Origin of the sequence: Proteinivorax hydrogeniformans, from assembly GCF_040515995.1 — a bacterium.
GTDB lineage: Bacteria > Bacillota > Proteinivoracia > Proteinivoracales > Proteinivoracaceae > Proteinivorax > Proteinivorax hydrogeniformans.
In genome coordinates this window covers 1,781,989-1,802,290 of the sequence record NZ_CP159485.1, presented here as the reverse complement: position 1 = coordinate 1,802,290, position 20,302 = coordinate 1,781,989, and the positions used below count along the sequence as shown (strand labels likewise).

Here is a 20,302-nt window from a genome sequence, read left to right as displayed (position 1 = left end):
ATATGGGGCTTTTAGGTAGTGGGGTACTTCTTTTTATTGCTGTAGGAGTGGCGGCTCCACTTTTTGAAGAGATTATTTTTAGAGGACTGATATTTGATGAACTGGAAGGAAAAATTTCGCTTAAATCTGTTATAATAATACAAGCGGTTGTATTTGGGGTCTATCATATGAATATAGCTCAAGGTGTTTACACTACGGTGATGGGACTATTTTTAGGGTTATCTCTTGTATGGACTGGATCTATATGGGCTCCCATTTTAATACATGCAGGTAATAATATTTTTAGCATTATCATAGGAAACTTTCCGCTTGAACACTTTATAGATCAAGTAACACCGGTAGGGATTGCTTTTGTGCTGATTTCTATTTTTATTATAATGCCTGTTTCCTTATGGTATCTATATAAGAGTAGAATAGATTTTAAACTCAGAAATCCACAACCTGAAAAAGAAGTTGAAATCATTTCAGCTCAGTCTATTGACGTAGATAAGTAATATATAGATGTAGGAGGCCACAGTAGTGCAACAAGAAATATATAACAAGTTGGTACGTGATAAAATACCAGAAATAATTAAAGCTAGCAATAAGCACTGTGAGTGCGCTTATGTAACGGATAGCGAGCTACAAAAGTTATTAGACGAAAAACTTATAGAGGAAGTAAATGAATACTTAGAATCTGGAAAAACCGAGGAACTTGCGGACATTATAGAGGTTATATATGGGATATTGAAAATCAAGGGGATTGATAGCCCAGAATTAGAGGCGATTCGACTAAAGAAGAAAAGAGAGCGGGGAGGATTTGAAAAAGGGGTTTTGCTAAAAAAAGTTTGGAAAGAAAAATCTGGGAAGTGACATACACTTGTCAAAACATTTTAGTATAATTCATGTAAGTTTAATTTTGACATGGAGGATATTTATGAAGAAAAGTATAATATTTTTGTTAGTAGCCGTGTTGTTAATCTCAGTTGGGTGTAGTGAAGAAAAAAGCAAAGCTCCTGAGCCTGCAGATCCTGATGAGTTTGCAAAGCAGGTAGTAGGGCAAGATGAAGATAACTTAATTGATAAATCTTCTTTAGAAGTTATTTCACGGGTTCACTCGCTTCTTAATAATGCTGTAGGTTGGGAAAACTCACCTAGCGATAAACAAGTCGAACAAATTAGTGAGATGATCCCAGAAATAGAAAAAATAATTGAAAAAACTAATTATAAACCTCTAAAAGAGGATCTAGAACGATTTTTAAAGCTTGTGGATGCAGCTAGACCAAATGAGCGTGACGATTGGATTATGCCACATAGGATTGTCCATGACATAGACCACTTTTTACTGGGACGATCTACAAAAGAAAACACTGAATACTGGGGTGAAAGTGAAGCAGTTAAAACATGGATGGAAATGAACTAATTTACTAGTTGAGGTGAAAGAGATGAAATTAATATCATGGAATGTTAACGGGCTCAGGGCGTGTTTGAAGAAAGGGTTTTTAGATTCCTTTAAAGATCTAAATGCTGATATCTTCGCTGTACAGGAGACAAAGCTTCAACCAGGACAGGTTGAACTAGATATACAAGGGTATTATGACTATTGGAGCTATGCTAATAAAAAGGGATACTCGGGCACTTTAGTTTTGACAAAAACAGAACCTTTAAAAGTGCAATATGGCATAGGGGTAGAGGAACACGACCAAGAAGGAAGAGTCATTACTTTAGAATTTGATGAGTTCTTTTTTGTTAATGTTTATACACCCAACTCACAAAGAGGACTTACAAGGCTAGATTACAGAATTAGGTGGGAAGATAGCTTTAAAAAGTACATCTTAGAGTTGGACTCTAAAAAACCAGTCATTTTGTGCGGAGACTTTAATGTGGCCCACAAAGAAATTGATATCAAAAATCCAAAAAGCAATAAGAAAAATGCAGGCTTCACAATTGAAGAGCGTGATAAATTATCGGAGCTACTAAAAGAAGGCTTTATCGATACGTTTAGATATTTTTACCCTGAAAAGGAAGGGGCATATTCTTGGTGGTCTTATATGCGTCAAGCTAGACAAAGAAATATAGGTTGGCGTTTGGACTATTTTGTGGTGTCAAAGACTTTAAAAAATAGCCTAAAAGATGCTAAAATTTATAGCGAAATAATGGGGAGCGATCATTGCCCTGTTGGGTTAGAACTAAAATAAGCTCAAGCTAATTACAAGATAAAAACCAGTCCCTTATGTGAAGTACAAGGACTGGTTTTTAATAAACAAATCGTTTTTAGATAGTGAAAAGAGGGGATTTGGAAATAAATTTCTGTGCTGGAATATTAATTGCAATTGACAATTACTTTCTTTAGTATATAATGGTGGTACAAAAAATAAGTATAATTAAATGGGATCATGGAATCTGTGGAGGTGGAGAACAATTTTAAAGAAGTTTTTAGTGTTGCCAGTACTTTTACTTGCGACATTTTTAGTAGCTGGGTCTGCGTACTCACAAAACAATCCTGAAATCACAATTTTTAAAGATGAAGAAGCAATTACGGTTACTACAGCTAAAGAACAAGTTGGCGAGATACTTAAACTAGCTGAAGTTGATATTAACGAATATCATAAGGTATATCCCGATGTTGATGAAGTATTGGAAACAGGATATATTTATATAGAAACTGGCAAAAAAGTTACTGTATTAGTTGACGGTGAAGAAGAAGAGGTAATAAGCTGGGAAGATAATGTTAAGGGCGTGCTGTCATCATTACAGCTAGAGTTAGACGATGATGACTTTATAAATTTAGATAAGGAAACTGTTTTAAAAGAAGGGTTAGAGATTCATATTACTAGAGTTGAAAAAGACCTTGTATACGAAGAGGAAGAAATAGATTTTGAAACTAGGTATGTTGATAATTCAAGCGTTACTCCCGGTGGCACTGAGGTTAAAAGCGAGGGAAGTAAAGGGCTTAGGAAGAAAACCTTTGAGTATGTGTTTTATGATGGAGAAAAAGTAAGTAGAGAAATGATTAAAGATGAGATAGTTAAAGAGCCAAAAGATAGGGTGATTTACGTAGGCCCAGAAAAGCCTGAGCCCAAACCTCCTAGAGAGGAAAGGCCTCCACAGCCATCGCGAGGTGGTTCTGGTAGGGTGAGCAAAGCAATAGGCACAACATATACAGGGAGTGCTTCCTATTATGGAAGCGAGCTTCATGGTAATCGTACTGCTAACGGCGAAGTTTTTGACAAAAATCAGCTGACAGCAGCACATCCCTTTTTAGAGTTTGGCACAATTGTTAGAGTGACGTTAAAGTCTACAGGAAGAAGTGTAGATGTTAGGATAAATGATGATGGACCTCATGTTTCTGGACGAATTATTGACTTGTCAAAGGCCGCTGCTCGTGAGATAGGTTTAGTCGGACCGGGAATTGGAGATGTGAAAGTAGAAGTTATAAAATAACCTGAAAAGAGTTGCCACAAAGGCAACTCTTTTATTTTGTTTCTTTTAATAAGTAATTAGCTGTATGTTTAGAAGGGTTTTATTTCACTGTTGTTGAATTAATTATATTAGCTTAAAATTATATGCATACTCAAAAATGGAAACGTAAGGATGGTATTATGACAATCAGAAAGAAATCCCCAGATTTTGGATTACTACTTGTTACTTTCATTTTATTAGCCATAGGTTTAGTAATGGTCTACAGCTCCACTGCTGTGTCAGCAATTAACACATTTGGCAGCAGCTTTTATTACTTAAAGCGCCAAGTGCTTTTTGCCATGGTGGGGCTAATTGGAATGTACATATGTATGCGCCTAAATTATTGGAAGTGGAAAAAACTCATCAAACTGTTATTTTTAATAAACTTTTTATTTCTACTGGTTATTTTAATTCCTGGTGTTGGTCATACAGTTGGTGGAGCCACTAGATGGATAAATTTAGGCTTTATGAGGTTCCAGCCATCAGATTTAACTAAATTTGTCATGGTGTTATTTACCGCAAATTTTTTATCGTTACGAGACGAACGAGTTAAAAGCTTTTCTTCTGGCATACTCCCTTTGCTGATTGTTATAGGCGTTACGTTTGCTCTAATTATGCAACAGCCAGACTTTGGCACAGGAATGACCATTATAGGATTTATAGGCATCATGCTTTTTATTGCAGGGGCTTCTCTAAAACATTTAGTTCCCCTTGCTGCAATAGGTTTGGCTGGCATCCCGTTAATCGCCAAGCTAGCTCCGTATAGAGCACAGAGGATGACAGTATTTTGGGATCCCTGGGTTGACCCCCTAGGATCAGGATACCAAATCATCCAGTCGTTATATGCAATTGTTGGCGGTGGCTTAACTGGGGTTGGGTTAGGAGCTAGTAAACAGAAGCTTGACTACTTACCTGAAGGTCAAACAGACTTTATATTCTCTATTTTAATTGAAGAATTCGGCTTTTTAGGTGGAGCATTTGTCATTGCATTGTTTTGTTTTTTCACCTGGAGAGGGTTTAAGATAGCTGCTTCTGCTCCTGACAGGTTTAGCTACCTTTTGGCCATGGGACTTACAGTAATGATATCATTTCAAGCTTTTATAAATATAGGGGTAGCTACTGCAATGTTACCTACTACTGGGTTAACATTGCCACTTATAAGTTTTGGAGGAACCTCCCTCCTTATTACACTAGCTAGCATAGGTGTAATTTTAAATATCTCACGGTTTTCCACAGATTATTAAACTTAACTCCAATGAATTTTATAGTTAAGAAGGAATAATATACCTTCATGTTGAATAAAATAGATACTTAGAGAAGTATGTAAAAAGTTAGAATAAAATGTGGAGGTGCAAATAAGATGGAAGAGCAAAACTTATTGGTAAATGAAGGATACGGTTCAATTAGGATTGCCGACGAAGTTGTAGCAGTCATTGCTGGTATTGCAGCCACAAACATTGAAGGTATAGCTGGCATGAGTGGTGGAGTAGCCGGTGGAATAGCAGAAATGATCGGTCGTAAAAATCTTTCCAAAGGTGTAAAAGTTAGCGTAGGAGAGACAGAAACAGCGATAGATATTTATATCATAGTGGAGTACGGAGTAAAAATACCGGAAGTAACAAAAAACATTCAAGATGAGGTTAAACAAAGCGTAGAAAACATGACAGGACTTTCAGTAGTGGAAGTAAACGTCCATGTTGTAGGTGTTAAAGTTGAAGATGATAAAAATGAAGGTGGTAGTGAGCAGCTAAAGCTTAAATAAACCCAGATAGCTTATAAGCACTCATCTTCGTTGTTGCAAAAAAAATCCCAGACCCTGACGTATTATATATACGCTGCGGTCCTGGGATTTTTTCTGCGCCTAGAATCTGAGCACTTCTAAGCAATCTGGCCAGTTAGGGTCGTTTTTATAAAAAACCTAACTCAAAAAAAGGCCGTTGTCAGGTATTTTTTCCAACTTTCCAACTTTCCAACTGTCCCATTCTGTGAAAAAAGTTACACACTAATTCACCTAAAATAAATAAAAAGTATGAAACATTAAATCGGTCTTGATGGAAAATGTGTTATACTATATAATGATATATGGTAATTAGTATGCGATATTTTATATAAATCTACTATGAGGTGATTATATGAAGACAAAAGTTGGAATTAACGGGTTTGGCAGAATTGGTAAGGCGGTACTTAAAGCATCACTAGAGCAGGAGTCTGATATTGAAATAGTTGCTATCAATAGTACATCAGGTCCTGAAAAACATGCACATATCTTTAAGTATGACTCATTATATGGTGTTATGAATGAGGAAGTTACGGCCACTGAGGATGCTTTAATCATTGATGATAAAAAAGTTCAGTTTACAGCTTACAGAGATCCTGCTGATATTCCATGGGGAGAGATGGGAGTAGAGATTGTAATCGAGTCAACAGGCGTTTTTTTAACAAAAGAAACTGCTTCTAAACATTTTGAAGGTGGCGCTAAAAAGGTTATACTATCAGCTCCTGCTAAATCAGGAGAAGATTTAACTGTTGTTATGGGAGTAAATGAAGAACAATACGATCATCATAAGCACCATATACTATCAAATGCATCATGTACAACTAATTGTTTAGCTCCCTTTGCAAAAGTATTGGAGGAATCTTTTGGAATAGAACAGGGGCTAATGACTACAATACATGCCTTTACAAATGATCAAAGAGTGCTGGACATGCCCCATAAAGATTTACGTCGCGCTAGATGCGCTAGTGAGTCTATTATCCCAACTACGACAGGTGCTGCAAAGGCTGTTGCTAAGGTTATACCTAGCTTGGAAGGTAAGCTTAACGGTATGGCTATGCGCGTTCCAACCCCTGTGGGTTCGGTGGTGGACTTAGTAGTTGAGTTAAAAACAGATGCAACTGTAGAGCAAGTAAATGCAAAATTAAAACAAGCAGCAGAGTCTGAGCTGAAAGGTGTTTTAGGATATAGCGAAGCTCCACTTGTCTCTATTGACTACAAAAAAGATCCTAGATCTTCAATTGTCGATGGACTTTCCACTATAAAAGTAGGGAAAAACATGGTCAAGGTAGTTGCTTGGTATGATAATGAGTGGGGATATTCCTGCCGCCTTTTAGACCTAGCGAACTATGTAGCTAAACGAATTAAAACAAAGAGAATCACAAATAAAGCTGTATAATGAAATTTTAGTAAGGAACAGGGGCTGCTATTACCTCTGTTCCTTTCGTGTCTAAAGCAGTACTGTGCCTCTTTAGGGGGTTATAGATTGCCCTAAATATAATGAACGTTTGAACATAGTGCCATTTATTGATTGAGGATTTACTTTAAAAGCAAGTTGGTATAATACTCAAACTTTTCTAGACCGATTTCTAGCGGTGACTTATCAAAAACATCATAATAATTTATTAGCCCTATAGTTAGAGAAAAAAATCCGATAGTTAAGTATATGACTGTAGATTTTCTAGTTCTGTTTTGTATTCTTGATATATCTAATATATGTAGTAAGCCTAGCGCGATAATCCCTAAATAAACCATGGTTTAATCATCCCCTTCATTTAATTTAAGAGCGGAGTGGATCACTTCTGTGGCAACTTCTACAGATATCTCAGTTTGAGCAAAAACACTATTCCACTGATTTTTATATTTTTGAAATTCTTTTGGGTATTTCCTAGCAAAAAACGCGCTAAAGTTAAATATATCAACTTCAAACTCATTTTGGGCAGCGCAAATAACGTTATAAATTTTATCTTCAATTACTTGGTTAAGCTGGCTTTCAACTTCTAAAATAGATAGTTCATGGGGAGGAGTTGTATGTGGAGTTCTTTCTGCTATATTACCACTGGCCTTAACTTTAACCTCAAAGCTTATCTCTTTATTTTTATATTGGGGAGTTACCTCGGTTCTAGATTTGAGCATTTCTATAGTTAACAAATCGTTACTAGTTTTTTTTTCAAAGAAGATAAGCCCGTTATCAAAGTTGTTAGTTAAAAAATTGTATCCCTGGCCTTGTTCTAAATCCAGGTACCCAACAAGCCTATCGTGGTCGAATACAGCTATTTGAGTAAGCTTTAAAAGTTCCATCTCACCTTCTGTGGGGGGAGGTTCTAGTTCAACCAATGTAGTTACATAATTTATAACTTCGTTGTTACTAGCCTCTAAGGTGCTTTTAAAGTCAGAAACGTAAACTTTTGACGCCGCACCTTGACGCTCGGCAAACTCCTGCAAAGCTATGGCTGGTAGTAATCCGATAGTATTAGGAGTGTCTAAAATATCTTTAGGAGCTACCTTGCTTACAAAGACATAAAACCCCTGCCTAACTTCCTCATCCTGCACTAATAGCCCTACCACTTCTGACATGCCATTTTTAGCAATTTTTTCATCAATGACTAGGGCAACTAGGTGGGGAAAATAAAGTCTTCTACTAGACTCTAACGATAGATTTCTAAGAGCGTCAAAGATAGTACCACCTTCTGCTTCTATAATAGTATAGATTTCTCTTTGGTCAGGGTTTTCCGATGCTATTGCTTCAGGGTTGGCAAGTTGTGCCGCTATAGAATAAAGCCCAGCATCTGTTTTGGAAATTCCCATCCCCATAATAAACCCTAAATCTTCAATTTCCTTCCTACTCCAGCATGAAGTGGTAATAAAAATGGATAGTATAATAACTATTATCAAGAGCTTTTTAGCCATTTAAGATTCATCTCCTTTTTGCTTAGGTGGGGAAGGCTTTGAACTGTCGCTTTTTTTTCTTAAGTTACCTTTGACAATCTGTGATGAACGGTGTTTTATAGACCACTGGGGGAGCCGCAAAAACCAATCCTTCATCGCAGTAGGATTAGCTGGAGCAAAAGGCATCATAAATGGCACTCCCAATGATCTTAATGATAAAAGGTTAATTAAAATAATTAAAGCACCGGTCATCACGCCATAAATGCCTAAAGTTGCTGCTAGACCCATATTAAAAAAGCGAATCAATCTCAGGCTTAAGGAAAAATTCGTAAAAGGAATGGTAAAAGAAAAAATTGCAGTAGTTGCAACCACGATTACAACTGCAGGTGACACCAAGCCAGCCTCTACAGCAGCCTGACCAATGATTAAAGCGCCTACTATGCTGATAGCTTGACCAAGTTGAGTGGGAATCTGAGCGCCTGCTTCCCGAAGTCCTTCAAAGGCCAACTCCATTATTAATGCTTCGACAAAGGCAGGAAAAGGCACCCCAGCCCTAGTGCCGGCAATAGTAAGGGCTAAGCGGGTGGGTATCATTTCTTGATGGTAAGTGACAATTGCAATATAGAAAGAAGGTAAAAATGTTAATACAAAAGCTCCTAAATATGCTAGCGATCTACTGAAAGACGCAAAATAGGGGTGCTGGTAGTAATTGCTAGCACTTACAAAGAAATCTGACACTATAGCTGGAGCTACAACAACAAAAGGTGTGCCATCGCATATAATTGCAATTCTCCCTTCCACAAGCATCATTTGTAGTCTATCCGGACGCTCTGTATACAATGTGGTTGGGAATATATTGCCAGGAGAATCAGTTATGTACTCTTCTATATAAGATGAACCCATGATAGCATCTACTTTAATCTGCTCAAGGCGACTAAATAACTCTTTAACGATATTAGGATCAGCTATATTGTCCATATAAGCAACTGCTACTCTTGTCTTAGATTGTGTACCTATAATAAGGTTTTTGACTACTAGGTTTTTTGAATGAATACGCTTTCTTAATATGCTAGTATTCGCTTCTATATCCTCGACAAAACCCTGCTGAGGGCCTTTTACAACTTTCTCTGTTTTTGGTTCGGCATGGGACCTTTCCGGGTCTCTATTTAGATTAATCGATATGGCATGTTTGTGGTTGTCTAAAAACAGAACACCTTGCCCCATAAGGATTTCATCAACAGTTTCACTTAATTTATTTTTTTTCTCAAAGCTAACACTTGTAACTCCGCTTTCTACTATAAGATCTTTATCGTTAACAAGAAGAGTTCTGTCAGTGACTGTCCTTTTGGATATACCTGAAGTTAAAGGAGTTAAAACAGAGGATTCTAAAAGTTGCTCATCTATAAGACTTTCATAAAAAACAATTGCTGCTTCGGTAGGGGGAATAGTAGGGATCTTAAAGGTTCGAAAGACAATATCATCGCTATGGGAAAGTGTTTTGTTAAGGTAGGCGGTGTTTTTGTTTAAGGAGTTAAAAACACCTTTAGTATCTCCTTTTTCAAAGTGCTCTTTAAATGCTTGGGGTGGGGAAGGTTCTTTAGGTAATAAGCTATAAACTAACTGTTTGAATTTAGAAAAGAAATTTTTCTTAATGTCATTTGCCCTCCTTTTTATTGGGTTTGTTAATATTATTTGCAATCTTTGGTGATAATATCAACAAACCTAAAAGAGGAGAATGGTATTATGGAGGGAGTAAAGAGGAAGGAAGTAGTTTCTTATTGGCAACTTTTTTTGCTAACTATAGCACAGCTTGGTGGAGCTTCAATTATTTACCTGCCAGGGGTGTTTCAAGCAGGTAAAGATGTGTGGATCTCAAATCTAATAGCTTCCTTGATGGCGTATATAGTTATATTCTTACACTATCTTCCAATGTCTCTAAACCCAGATAGTTCTATGACCTCTGTCATTAACAAGTATTGGGGACGCTGTATAGGAGGGATAGTAAACTTTTACTATTTTGCATTTCACTTTTTGCTTTGTTGTTTAATACTATCCGACACTTATTTTTTTGGTAAAATGACCATGCCTGAAACACCAGCATACGTTTTTTCGGTTTTTCTTTTAGTGCCTATAGTATATGCAATAAAACAAGGGATTGAAGTGATTGCAAGGCTTTTAGAAATAATAATACCTTTTATATTTATTATGTATATCTTATTGTTTTTACTTGTTATTCCTCAATTAGAAATTACAAAGCTTTTGCCAGTAATGGGAGATGGTATAATGCCTGTACTTGAAGGGGCTCTTCCAAACCTTAATTTCCCATACGCACAAATATTACCAATAGCTTTTCTTTACAGAACTACAACGGAAAATAAAAAAAGAGGTAGCAACTTTATTAAAACCTCTTTTTTAGCAATACTAATGGCTACCTTATTATTAACCGTCCGATCATTAGCTTCTGCAGCAGCGTTTGACGAGGAAACGCTTGTCGCATTAACATATCCTCCTTTTAGCACCATAAGACTACTACAAGTTGGAGACGTGATAGAGAGATTAGACTCTCTGATGCTAGCTACTTTTTATGGAACAACTTTTTTTAAATTTCTAATTACCTTTTACATAGCAACAGAAATAATCTCCGAGTATTTCAAAGCAGGCTCACCTAAAGAATTTGCTTTGCCCCTTGCAGTGCTTATAGGCGTAAGCATGCCCTTTATACTCCCAAGACTAGATCTAGTTTTAGATACAGTTATTCCATACTTTTGGATATCTCTACCATTGTTTGTGCCAGTACCTTTATTATTATACTTAACAATTCTCATAAAAGGTGGAGACAGCTAAATAGAACCTACTTTTCCGGTGTCCTAAAGCTAGGTGCTATTTAGATGTCTTTTTTTTCTATCCAACTAAAAAGGCAGCTGCATAAAGGAATGAAACCTTTATACAGCCGCCTTTTCTACTCGACTAATAAATGTCTATAGTAGTCGTGATCTAGTATCAAATGAGATACATTAAACTTATTTTCGATTTTGGCTAGTATTTTATCGACATATTCTTGATCCACTTTTTCACCTGATGCTGGGGTGAAAACCTCTTCTGTGGCGTTATATTTTCCTTTGTTTGTTATAAAGCTATGGTCTCTGAAAATTACCAGAGGGTCAGAATCTGAAAATATATCTCTCCCCATAAGTAGGCGGGAGTCATACTCTAGGCCTAGTAGGTTAGAAAGTGTTGGTATAATATCTAAGCTTGAAGTTGGTTCATCAATAGTCTTTGGTTCCATTTTTTTTGTATATAAGACAAAGTCGCTTTTGTGAATGCCAAAGTGCTTGTCTACTTCATGACCGGAGAGTTCTTCGATGATTTCATGGTCTAATCCGTATGGATAGTGGTCGCTGCTCATTGCTATAAGTGTATTTTCTGCTACCCCTGCTTCTTTTAGCTCTTTTAACAGATGTTCTAAGGCTTTGTCTAGCTCTACATGGGTTGCTATATATGCCTGCCCTTGGCTGGAGTAAGGTAAATCCTTTACATAGTTGTAATTTTTGGAGGCCATGTGGTTGTACCAATTATATCTTTTATGCCCACTGACAGTCATATAATATGCATGGAAAGGTTCATCATCGATATAGTGGGGAATAGTTTCTACCATCATTTCTAAATCTGATGGCGGCCATATTGAGGCATCTACATTTTCTAGCCCGTTTCCGATTGCCTTGTAATCATACCCCATGTTAGGGTGGGATAGGTCTCTTCTATAATAGTCATAGGACCAGTTGTGGTATGCCGATGTGTTGTAACCTAAATCTTTTAGCTGGTTACCCATTACAAATGGGAGATAATTGTCCCGGGACTGATAAAAACTCCATACACCGCTTTTGGGGATTAAACCAGTTAATGCAACATACTCACCATCGGTGGTGCTCACATCCCAAAGTGGCACGTAAAAGTCAGTGAACCTATAACCCTCGTTAACTAGCTTGTAGAGAGTGGGAGTAATTTCTTCATGGACTGCATAGGGAGCGTAGGACTCGGCTGTTATAAGGATGAGGTTATATCCTTCATACTTTCCGGTAAATTCATTTTTAGCGGTTGGTTCAGCGCTGCTAAAATATTTGTGAAGCTGTAGTATACTTTCATCTTCTTCGTTGGCAATTAAAGTTTCAAAATCAATATCTAACACGTTATGCTCTATTTTTCCCTTTTTATCCCCTTTGCTATCTTCTTCTTTGTCATTATCGCCGCCATCGGCAGGGTTTGAGACTTGTAAGCTCGGTGACCAGCTGGTAAAATGTCGCTGCAGATCTAAGCGCATGGTGGTTATCAGACCAAGCTTGTCTACAGAGCGAAGAGGATAATTGCTGTTATAATAAAGATTGTGGGCTGTATGCAAACCTTGACCGGCAGAATGGATTGCAGCCAAAGACAGCAGGTGGAAAATGATAATTGCCCCAACATAAGTAGCTTTTGTAAAGTTGCTCTCCCTTTTAAGGGAAAAGATATTTTTGCCCCAAATCACGATAAAAATAACAGGCAAGAAAATTGCTGCTATTCCCAATAGGTTATTGACAAAAGCATTGTATATGCTGTCGGTAAAGTCAAGAATTTGAGAAAAATTTCCCGCTGAATAGATAGTGAAGAATGTTGTAAATGTATCAAAGTAGCCTATTTGAGCAGCAAAAAATATACCACATATAAAAACAAGTATATTTGCTGTAATATACTTCGTATTGCCAGTTAAAAAGCTACATCCCAGCGCAAAAACAGCTGCCAGCGATGCGGCAAAAGTATAAGAAAATAAAATACCTAAAGAAATTAAATTTCCTGTAGTGGCTATGCGAAGCACTATCTCCATAAAAAATAGAGAGGCGAGAAAAAATAAGTATAAGGGAATTGTTTTTGTCTTTTTTTTATCTGCCCGTTTTCGTCTTCTAGTTTTAATTTTTGACATAAAATCACCTCTTACTCATATTTTAATACAGAAGTAAGAGGTTGGCTATAGAAAATACATTGGAAACAGACAGCTTATAAGAAACCATCTCCTTACTAAAAGAATGATGTTATTGAACAACTTGAGCACATATTGATGCCGTCAAACACGCACCGTTAGTTGAGGATTAAGATCAAAGATTTCCCTTTTTTTTAAAGACTTAAATGGCCAGACTGCTTAAAAGCCTTTAGATTTTAAGCGTGGAAAACGCCCAGGGCGAGCGCGTATAAGTAATACGTGTACGCCCTGGGCGTTTTTCGCAACAACGAAGATGGGCGCTTATAAGCAGTCTAAGATTAGTTAAATAAAGCTGTGAAGTTATAAAAACCGCCTTTTAACCTTTGCTTAAATGTGTTAGCTTCAACTGAAATGGTGCGGATATCTTCGGGACTTGGAGGATTTTCCACTCCTTCTGCAATTGCTTCTCTGTAAAAGTCGTAGGAAGTATAGCTTTTCTTATGGGGGTTATATCTTTTTACCTCTTTTTTGAAAAAGGTGTAGGTTTTTGGTGCTTCTGCTTTTATTCTGGCTCGGTCTAGCGATCTTGGAGACCTTAAGCGGCTGCTTATGAAAAACCCTGCAAAACTGTCTGCAAAAAATTCACTTCGGTCATCTCTAAAGTAGGGATCGGTGAAGAGATTGGCAGCTTCTGCTTCAAAGACTTTGGTGCTGCCAGGAACTAAGAAGTAGTCCACAAAATGCCCGACTTCATGAAGGGCTGTCTTTTTAGGATAAAAGGTATCTATACGGGTAATCATTAGATTGTTACTATAGGAAGCTAGGCCTGCAGGGTTAACTATCCTGTTTCTTGTAACTTCCGGCTGATCTGAAATATCACCGTGGATAAACCTATGCCTAGCTCCTTTTTGTACAAGTTGACGTAAAATGTTTATAGGGATTCTTTCAAACTCCTGTATTATTTTTGTCGCTAGTTCTTTATCATAATCAGCTTCGTTTATTTCTATAAATTGGTACATTAAACTTTTGAACTCTTTATCATGAGAAGCTGGCTCTATTACATTTTCAAGTTCTTTCATTTCAGAGGCATAACCGGTAACATTTAAAATGTCTGTTAGGACATTTTTTGCTTTGTTAGGTGCAGGGCTATACCAATTGTCGGGCTTGGCTTTACCGTTAGCGGTTTTTATAAGAGCTTTGTTAAGACTAGGGCTATATTGCTCATTAGCGCTGTTGTAAAAACTCCCCTTTACAATGTTGCCGTCTAAAAAAGTGCCTTCAAAAAGCTTGTCGCCTGATATATTATAAATAGTTGCGCTGCCATGGGGCAACCCATGCTTCCATAATCCGTTATAGATCAATGTATCACCTTTGTAAAATTTAACATGACCAGAGTAGATGTTTTGCTGCCAGCTACGTTTAAACACAGCTGACTCCACTTTAGAGTCGTAACCAGGCCAGCGCTCTGTTATAGCAGTGCATCTAGCAGCACCATAGATTATATTACCGAAAAACTTGCCTTCTAAAAGTAGGTTTTCGTATCTATCGTATAAAGATCCTTTGCCAAATTTTTGACCGTTTAACCATCTACCAGTGTATTTTACCGACCCATTGGAGTAAAAGACATCACCGAAGCCGTGGGGCCTGCCCTCCGACCACATACCCTTATAGCGAAGTCTAGAGCCGCTATATAAAGAGGCAAAACCATCTAACTTGCCGCCGGCAAAACTACCTTTCGCTACAACGTCTCCTCTTGTATTAAATAATTTGCCCTGTCCGTGTGGGCGACCACCTTTTGTTTCACCTTCGTACCTTACAGCGCCATTTAAGTGGTAGATTTGATCTTTGTCAGCAAACCCGAGAAGAAGCGTCCCACATGTTATAACACTTATTGACACTAAAATTGCTAAGCTCCAAACTAGCACTTTTAGTATCTTTTTTAACCATGGCGGAAAACCACCTAAACTGTATATCTTAAATTTTCTTAATATCTTCATGTCCCTCCCCCTAACAAAAAAACTAGGTTATATTTTAATTTTTCGACAGATAAAGAAAAATTCCTGCGGTAGTTTAGCTAGCTGCTGACATTACTTGTTGTTGATAAAAATTTAATTCATAAACCTGTGCCTTTTTTAATATTTATGTCTAAAGGGGGGAAGAAAATGACAGATGATTTTAAAGAGGTGTTGCTGTTTTTTCCTGAACCTATAAGATCAGCTTTAAGAGTAGTTTTACATAATAATCATGGCAAGTTAGAAGAGATAAGACTTAGAGTGAGAAGGCCTCTAGCCGTTGGGATAGAAGGTAAAGATTACTACGTTTCTAAAGATGGGAAAATAAACACGTCCTCCCCTATGATTATAACTAAAAGTCAAATAGAAAGTGCTAAACAGTTGCTATTTAATTACTCCTATTATTCGGTGGAAGAAGAGCTCAAAAATGGCTTTGTTACCGTAAAAGGTGGACATAGAGTGGGTGTGATTGGCAAAGCTGTTATGCAAAAAGGAGAAATTAAAACCCTTAAGGAAATCAGCGGACTTAACTTTAGAATAGCTCGCCAGGTATCAAACTTAGCAAGTAAGGTAATGCCCTACGTTTTTGAGTCAGGCAGTTTTTTAAACACCATGATTATTTCGCCGCCAAATTGCGGTAAAACCACCCTCCTTAGAGATATGGTGAGAAGTTTAAGCGATGATTTTAAATTTAAGGTGGGGGTGGTAGATGAGAGATCGGAAATCGCAGCATGTTATCAGGGGCAGCCACAATTGGATGTAGGTAATAGAACCGATGTCTTAGATGGATGTCCCAAAGATGAGGGAATGACTCTGATGATACGTTCGATGTCACCAGATATCATAGCTACTGACGAATTAGGCAGAGAGCAGGATGTAGTAGGTGTTGAGCATGCCATTACCTGCGGGGTGGGGTTACTAACTACAGTGCACGGGCTTAACTTAAAAGACTTAATGGATAAAAGGTGGGTTAAAGAAGTATTAGATCTTGACTATTTTAAGAGGTTGATTATATTATCACGGACAAATGGCGTAGGCACCGTGGAAGAGATAATAGATCTTAGGACAAGTAAAAAACTGACGGGAGGCGTGAAAAATGTTAAAGGTTATGGGGGCGGCAGTTTTAATAGCGGCAACAACAAGCTACGGGTTTCAAAAGGCCCAAAAATTACAACAACGTACTACAGCTCTTAGAGTTTTTCAAAATGGTTTAGCCATGTTACAAACAGAGGTTAGCTATGGTCACACACCTTTGCCAAAAGCGCTAAAGAATGTGGCATACACCCTTCCATCACCACAAAAAGAATTCTTCATTAACATCTCTTATAACTTAGAAAAATGTGACGGTTTTATGTTGGAGCGCTACTGGTCGGAGGAACTAAAAAAAGACACCTATCAGTTTTTGACGGATAGGGATAAGGATATATTACAAACTCTAGGGTTTTCTTTGGGCAAAAGTGGAATAGATGAACAATTAAAACATATATCTTTAACATTAAACAAGCTTAATGCCGCTGAACAGGAAAGTGAACAGCAGTATAAAAAAAACGGCAAGATGTGGAAGTACCTAGGCTTTTTCACAGGTTTGGCTCTAGTTTTAGTACTTCTATAAAGGGGGTTAAGGGCTTATGCCGAATGTAGATGTTATTTTTCAGATTGCCGGTATCGGAATTTTGATTGCTATTTTTAGTATTGTGCTAGAGCAAGCACAAAGAAAAGAACAAGGCCAAATGTTGACGCTAGTTGGTGTGGTGGTTATTTTGCTGATTGTGTTAAATTTGATTGCCGATTTATTTGAAACCATTAGAACCATTTTCCACTTATAAGTTGGGGTGATTGCCGTGGAAATAATGAGTATAGTAGCCTTTGGAATAGTAGCTAGCATTATTATCGTCATTATCAAACAGCAAAAACCAGAGATAGCGATGCAGCTTGCGTTAGCTGCAGGGGCGTTAATATTTTTAGCAGTAATTTCTCAAATATATACAGTAGTTCGTTCAATAGAGGAAATGGCCTATCAAGCAGAGCTGAATGTGATGTTTTTGGGAACAATGCTTAGAATTATAGGTATCGCCTACATAACAGAATTTGGATCTCAGGTTTGTAAAGATGCTGGACAAGGAGCAGTTGCCTCAAAAGTTGAGTTCGCCGGTAAAATAATGATGCTACTTTTAGCTCTGCCGATAATATCAATGATTCTTCAAACTCTTGTAAGTATATTACCGTAGCTATTAGGGGGAGTAGTGATGATAAAAAAAGCTATACTTTTGGCACTAATAATCTTGTTTGTATGTCCCTCTGATGCATTGGCAAATCAGTATCAGGACTCCGAGGAAATGATAGATATAATGGAACTTGAAAAGCATTGGATCAATTTAGAATCGGAGTTTGGGGAGTATATACCGCAACTAGACATAAAAGACATGATTACAGGTGAGGAAAGTGGAGCCTTTGGCGTAGGAGATTTTTTGAAAAACATTTTGGCGTTTTTATTTAAGGAGGTTGTTGCAAACTTAAGACTATTAAGCCAACTGATTTTGCTAGCTGTTTTAGCAGCGGTTTTAGAAAACCTAAAAAGCGCTTTTGGAAGCGACACCACAACAAAGGTGGCTCAAGGTGTTGTGTTTTTAGTGCTATTTGGGATAGCTCTAAATAGTTTTATGCTAGCTCTTTCATGGGCTAGAGATGTTGTAAATGTAATGGTTGATTGTATACAAGCTATGGTACCAATTTTACTGACGTTACTTGCTTCTATGGGGTCAGTGACGTCTGTGGCAGTTTTTAAGCCACTTGTGATATTTATAGTAAATGTTGCAGCAGTAATCATAAGAGACGTCGTCTTTCCTCTAATCTTTCTATATACTATCTTAAGTTTAGTGAACACAATAAGCTCCTTTAAAATAAGCAGACTAGCGGATTTTTTAAAGGAGTGCAGTATGCAGGTGTTAGGTTTTACTTTAATAGTTTTTGTTTTTATAACCTCTATACAAGGGGTTGGTGCTGCAGTTGTCGATGGGGTGGGTTTAAAGACGGGGAAGTTCACCGCTAAAGCTTTTATCCCAGGGGTGGGGGGACTTTTTGCTGACGCTTTTGATTCAGTTGCCGGCGCCTCCTTAGTGCTAAAAAATGCAGTTTCTATTTATGGGATGATATTAATAATATTAATTGCGACATTTCCCTTACTCAAAATAATTGCTCTGACAATAATCTATAGGTTAAGCGCAGCGATCTTACAACCGTTAGGCGATACGCCTGTTGTTAAATCCTTAGAGGTGATGGCTAACTGCCTAATCATGCTTTTTATTGCAGTTTTTGGCGCTGCTATAATGTTCTTTATGGCTATAACAATAATTTTTGGGGCGGGTAACATAACTCAAATGATAAGGTAGGTGTTAAAACCTTGCTAGAGTTTTTGATGGAACCACTAAACAGAGTTGTGAAAAACTTAGTAGTGTTAGTTATATTAGCTACCTTTTTGGAGATGTTATTGCCGGAAAACAACATGAGAAAATACGCACGGTTAATTTTTGGACTTATGATTCTAGCTACGATCTTACACCCAGTAGCATCGCTTTTAAATCAAATGGATAGATTGCCACAGGGTGGTTATCAATACAGCTTTGTCGATATAGATGAGCAGGTTGATAGTCAAACAGTTGAAAGAGTGATAAAGCAATATGAGGAAAATATAGCAAACCAAACCAAGGCTATTATACAGCCCTATACAGAAGGGTATAAACCAGTTGTTGTCGTTAAGGTAGTTGATGAGTATAGCGATGAAAATTTTGGAGAAATACTTAGTATACATATAGTGTTATATCAGGAAGATAATCACCAACCGGTTGAACCAGTTCAACCGGTTGTGATAGGAGAAAGTTCACAAAAAAAGGCCGATAAGGCCAGTTTTGAAGAAAAAGAAAAAGTAACTGAAGCTATTTCTAGTTATTATCATATTTCAGAAAGTCTTATAACAGTTAAAGAAAGTACCAATTAAAAGGAGGGGGTTTTGTGGATAACAAAATTTTTAAAAACCTCAAGGAGCAATTTGTATCAAATAAACTGCTTGGCATATTGTGTATTTTAGGGATAGTACTTTTAGTGTTAAGCAGAATGTTGACAGGCAGCGACAAAACCACTGTTCAACCCTCAGCTGATGTGGAGTATGAAATTACGGAAAGTTACGAAGAAAAGATACAACAGGAGTTAGAAGAAATTTTAAGTAGTATTAGTGGGGTAGGCAAGGCGAAGGTTATGGTTACTTTAGATACGGGAAATGAAAAGGTAGTAGCCAAAAACATAACAGAAAGTGAAAGGGCTACGCTAGAGGAAGACACAGAAGGTGGTATAAGAGAGATTGTTGACTATAACTACAAAGGCGAGCTAGTGATTTTAAGGAAAACAGCGGGTGATGAGCCTCTTGTAATAAAAGAAATAAAGCCTAAAGTTAGAGGTGTGCTAGTGGTGTGTCCAGGAGGAGGCAACCCAAACATACAAAAACAGGTGATTAGAGCTGTGCAAGGTGTGCTAGACATACCTACATATAGAATTAACGTAATGCCGAAAAAGTAAAGGAGGGGATATAGATGAAAACATTTCGGTGTATCAAGATTGAAAAACATTTTATTTTGTTAGGAGTATTGGTTTTGGTTTTTGTATTTGTTGGAGCAAGTTATTTTTCAAATATTAGTAGCTCTACTATCTCAACTCATGCAGATCAAAACTATAAAGAAGAGGGGCATATTGACGATGAAAAAGAAGAAAGCGAAGATGCTGATGATATCGATGATGTTTTACTACAAGATGACGATATAAATCAGCCCTGGAGTTTTGAAGGAAAGGATGACTTCTTTATAGAATATAGGCTTGAGAGGGAAAGGGTAAGAAGTAGGGAGTTAGATCTATTACAGCAGATGATAAATAATCCTAACGTAAGCGAAGAAGCAAAACTAAATGCAGAAAACAAGCTTTTAGACATTAAAGAAATGATGGAGTTAGAATTAAATGTAGAAAACTCTTTAAAGGCTTTAGGGTATCCAAACGCAATCATGTTTATAAGAGAAAACAATGTAAATGTCGTAATTAATGCTGAAGCATTAACTAGAGAAGAACTGGCAAAGATTTCTGAAGTTGTAGCTAGCTCTACTGGTGTTGCAAGACATCAAATAACTATTACTGAAAAAGATGGAGCATAATTTTTATTTTGTAATTCATAGAGAGTTTGGTATAATATAGAAT

General features: G+C 37.2%; 22 protein-coding genes. 17 read left to right on the top strand and 5 right to left on the bottom strand.

What is annotated here, in order from left to right; all coding sequences use genetic code 11:
- The first annotated feature begins 2 nt into the window (after positions 1-2).
- The 8 genes from PRVXH_RS08755 to gap all read left to right on the top strand — a co-directional run bounded on the left by PRVXH_RS08755 (position 3) and on the right by gap (position 6,614).
- Positions 3-494, top strand: coding sequence for a CPBP family intramembrane glutamic endopeptidase (locus tag PRVXH_RS08755; RefSeq protein WP_353892401.1), 492 nt, complete (start codon positions 3-5; stop codon positions 492-494).
- Between the two features lie 25 nt (positions 495-519).
- Positions 520-852, top strand: coding sequence for a nucleoside triphosphate pyrophosphohydrolase (locus tag PRVXH_RS08750; RefSeq protein WP_353892400.1), 333 nt, complete (start codon positions 520-522; stop codon positions 850-852).
- Between the two features lie 64 nt (positions 853-916).
- Positions 917-1,402 (top strand): hypothetical protein, encoded by a 486-nt coding sequence (locus PRVXH_RS08745; RefSeq protein WP_353892399.1) that lies wholly within the window; start codon positions 917-919, stop codon positions 1,400-1,402.
- 22 nt (positions 1,403-1,424) lie between these two features.
- Positions 1,425-2,177: an exodeoxyribonuclease III gene (locus PRVXH_RS08740; protein WP_353892398.1), complete on the top strand. Its 753-nt coding sequence runs from the start codon at positions 1,425-1,427 to the stop codon at positions 2,175-2,177.
- A 244-nt stretch (positions 2,178-2,421) separates the two neighbouring features.
- Positions 2,422-3,423, top strand: coding sequence for a septal ring lytic transglycosylase RlpA family protein (locus PRVXH_RS08735; RefSeq protein WP_353892397.1), 1,002 nt, complete (start codon positions 2,422-2,424; stop codon positions 3,421-3,423).
- Between the two features lie 158 nt (positions 3,424-3,581).
- A complete protein-coding gene (gene ftsW, locus PRVXH_RS08730; RefSeq protein ID WP_353892396.1) occupies positions 3,582-4,685 on the top strand; it encodes a putative lipid II flippase FtsW in 1,104 nt (367 codons plus the stop codon).
- A 116-nt stretch (positions 4,686-4,801) separates the two neighbouring features.
- Entirely contained in the window at positions 4,802-5,203 is a 402-nt protein-coding gene (locus PRVXH_RS08725) for an Asp23/Gls24 family envelope stress response protein (protein ID WP_353892395.1), read from the top strand.
- Positions 5,204-5,573: 370 nt separating this feature from the next.
- Positions 5,574-6,614: a type I glyceraldehyde-3-phosphate dehydrogenase gene (gap, locus tag PRVXH_RS08720; protein WP_353892394.1), complete on the top strand. Its 1,041-nt coding sequence runs from the start codon at positions 5,574-5,576 to the stop codon at positions 6,612-6,614.
- Positions 6,615-6,754: 140 nt separating this feature from the next.
- On the opposite strand, the gene PRVXH_RS08715 is transcribed toward gap, so the two are convergent.
- The 3 genes from PRVXH_RS08715 to PRVXH_RS08705 are packed head-to-tail and all read right to left on the bottom strand — an operon-like array spanning position 6,755 to position 9,802.
- The gene (locus tag PRVXH_RS08715; protein WP_353892393.1) at positions 6,755-6,970 is read right to left on the bottom strand and encodes a hypothetical protein; all 216 of its coding nucleotides are present in this window, start codon (positions 6,968-6,970) and stop codon (positions 6,755-6,757) included.
- Positions 6,971-6,973: 3 nt separating this feature from the next.
- Entirely contained in the window at positions 6,974-8,125 is a 1,152-nt protein-coding gene (locus PRVXH_RS08710; protein ID WP_353892392.1) for a Ger(x)C family spore germination protein, read from the bottom strand.
- The gene (locus tag PRVXH_RS08705; protein ID WP_353892391.1) at positions 8,126-9,802 is read right to left on the bottom strand and encodes a spore germination protein; all 1,677 of its coding nucleotides are present in this window, start codon (positions 9,800-9,802) and stop codon (positions 8,126-8,128) included. It abuts the gene before it with no gap.
- 45 nt (positions 9,803-9,847) lie between these two features.
- Between PRVXH_RS08705 and PRVXH_RS08700 the strand changes: the two genes are divergently transcribed.
- Positions 9,848-10,948 (top strand): endospore germination permease, encoded by a 1,101-nt coding sequence (locus PRVXH_RS08700; protein WP_353892390.1) that lies wholly within the window; start codon positions 9,848-9,850, stop codon positions 10,946-10,948.
- 115 nt (positions 10,949-11,063) lie between these two features.
- On the opposite strand, the gene PRVXH_RS08695 is transcribed toward PRVXH_RS08700, so the two are convergent.
- Both PRVXH_RS08695 and PRVXH_RS08690 read right to left on the bottom strand, forming a co-directional pair.
- On the bottom strand, positions 11,064-13,058 hold the full coding sequence (locus tag PRVXH_RS08695) for a sulfatase-like hydrolase/transferase (RefSeq protein ID WP_353892389.1): 1,995 nt from the start codon (positions 13,056-13,058) through the stop codon (positions 11,064-11,066).
- A 335-nt stretch (positions 13,059-13,393) separates the two neighbouring features.
- Positions 13,394-15,052 (bottom strand): hypothetical protein, encoded by a 1,659-nt coding sequence (locus PRVXH_RS08690; RefSeq protein WP_353892388.1) that lies wholly within the window; start codon positions 15,050-15,052, stop codon positions 13,394-13,396.
- 165 nt (positions 15,053-15,217) lie between these two features.
- On the opposite strand from PRVXH_RS08690, the gene spoIIIAA reads away from it, so the two are divergent.
- The 8 genes from spoIIIAA to PRVXH_RS08650 are packed head-to-tail and all read left to right on the top strand — an operon-like array spanning position 15,218 to position 20,259.
- Entirely contained in the window at positions 15,218-16,261 is a 1,044-nt protein-coding gene (gene spoIIIAA / locus PRVXH_RS08685) for a stage III sporulation protein AA (RefSeq protein ID WP_353892387.1), read from the top strand.
- Positions 16,164-16,679 carry a stage III sporulation protein SpoIIIAB gene (spoIIIAB, locus tag PRVXH_RS08680; protein WP_353892386.1) on the top strand — a complete coding sequence of 172 codons (516 nt, stop codon included), beginning with the start codon at positions 16,164-16,166 and terminating at the stop codon, positions 16,677-16,679. Before spoIIIAA ends, spoIIIAB begins: the two co-directional genes overlap by 98 nt.
- A 16-nt stretch (positions 16,680-16,695) precedes the next feature.
- Positions 16,696-16,893 (top strand): stage III sporulation protein AC, encoded by a 198-nt coding sequence (gene spoIIIAC, locus PRVXH_RS08675; RefSeq protein ID WP_353892385.1) that lies wholly within the window; start codon positions 16,696-16,698, stop codon positions 16,891-16,893.
- A gap of 24 nt (positions 16,894-16,917) precedes the next feature.
- A complete protein-coding gene (gene spoIIIAD, locus PRVXH_RS08670) occupies positions 16,918-17,295 on the top strand; it encodes a stage III sporulation protein AD (protein ID WP_353894569.1) in 378 nt (125 codons plus the stop codon).
- Between the two features lie 18 nt (positions 17,296-17,313).
- Entirely contained in the window at positions 17,314-18,456 is a 1,143-nt protein-coding gene (gene spoIIIAE / locus PRVXH_RS08665; protein WP_353892384.1) for a stage III sporulation protein AE, read from the top strand.
- Positions 18,457-18,467: 11 nt separating this feature from the next.
- Entirely contained in the window at positions 18,468-19,061 is a 594-nt protein-coding gene (gene spoIIIAF / locus PRVXH_RS08660) for a stage III sporulation protein AF (RefSeq protein ID WP_353892383.1), read from the top strand.
- 14 nt (positions 19,062-19,075) lie between these two features.
- Positions 19,076-19,636 carry a hypothetical protein gene (locus PRVXH_RS08655; RefSeq protein ID WP_353892382.1) on the top strand — a complete coding sequence of 187 codons (561 nt, stop codon included), beginning with the start codon at positions 19,076-19,078 and terminating at the stop codon, positions 19,634-19,636.
- A 14-nt stretch (positions 19,637-19,650) separates the two neighbouring features.
- On the top strand, positions 19,651-20,259 hold the full coding sequence (locus PRVXH_RS08650) for a SpoIIIAH-like family protein (RefSeq protein WP_353892381.1): 609 nt from the start codon (positions 19,651-19,653) through the stop codon (positions 20,257-20,259).
- The last annotated feature ends 43 nt before the right edge of the window (positions 20,260-20,302 follow it).

Excerpts from the sequence above, each read along its gene's own strand:
- PRVXH_RS08690 (WP_353892388.1), bottom strand. The coding sequence starts at position 15,052 with ATGAAGATATTAAGAAAATTTAAGATATACAGTTTAGGTGGTTTTCCG.
- PRVXH_RS08755 (WP_353892401.1), top strand. The coding sequence starts at position 3 with ATGGGGCTTTTAGGTAGTGGGGTACTTCTTTTTATTGCTGTAGGAGTG.
- gap (WP_353892394.1), top strand. The coding sequence starts at position 5,574 with ATGAAGACAAAAGTTGGAATTAACGGGTTTGGCAGAATTGGTAAGGCG.
- ftsW (WP_353892396.1), top strand. The coding sequence starts at position 3,582 with ATGACAATCAGAAAGAAATCCCCAGATTTTGGATTACTACTTGTTACT.
- PRVXH_RS08725 (WP_353892395.1), top strand. The coding sequence starts at position 4,802 with ATGGAAGAGCAAAACTTATTGGTAAATGAAGGATACGGTTCAATTAGG.
- spoIIIAE (WP_353892384.1), top strand. The coding sequence starts at position 17,314 with ATGATAAAAAAAGCTATACTTTTGGCACTAATAATCTTGTTTGTATGT.
- PRVXH_RS08650 (WP_353892381.1), top strand. The coding sequence starts at position 19,651 with ATGAAAACATTTCGGTGTATCAAGATTGAAAAACATTTTATTTTGTTA.
- spoIIIAC (WP_353892385.1), top strand. The coding sequence starts at position 16,696 with ATGCCGAATGTAGATGTTATTTTTCAGATTGCCGGTATCGGAATTTTG.
- PRVXH_RS08740 (WP_353892398.1), top strand. The coding sequence starts at position 1,425 with ATGAAATTAATATCATGGAATGTTAACGGGCTCAGGGCGTGTTTGAAG.
- PRVXH_RS08745 (WP_353892399.1), top strand. The coding sequence starts at position 917 with ATGAAGAAAAGTATAATATTTTTGTTAGTAGCCGTGTTGTTAATCTCA.
- spoIIIAB (WP_353892386.1), top strand. The coding sequence starts at position 16,164 with ATGTTAAAGGTTATGGGGGCGGCAGTTTTAATAGCGGCAACAACAAGC.
- spoIIIAD (WP_353894569.1), top strand. The coding sequence starts at position 16,918 with ATGAGTATAGTAGCCTTTGGAATAGTAGCTAGCATTATTATCGTCATT.
- PRVXH_RS08695 (WP_353892389.1), bottom strand. The coding sequence starts at position 13,058 with ATGTCAAAAATTAAAACTAGAAGACGAAAACGGGCAGATAAAAAAAAG.
- PRVXH_RS08710 (WP_353892392.1), bottom strand. The coding sequence starts at position 8,125 with ATGGCTAAAAAGCTCTTGATAATAGTTATTATACTATCCATTTTTATT.
- PRVXH_RS08700 (WP_353892390.1), top strand. The coding sequence starts at position 9,848 with ATGGAGGGAGTAAAGAGGAAGGAAGTAGTTTCTTATTGGCAACTTTTT.
- spoIIIAA (WP_353892387.1), top strand. The coding sequence starts at position 15,218 with ATGACAGATGATTTTAAAGAGGTGTTGCTGTTTTTTCCTGAACCTATA.
- PRVXH_RS08715 (WP_353892393.1), bottom strand. The coding sequence starts at position 6,970 with ATGGTTTATTTAGGGATTATCGCGCTAGGCTTACTACATATATTAGAT.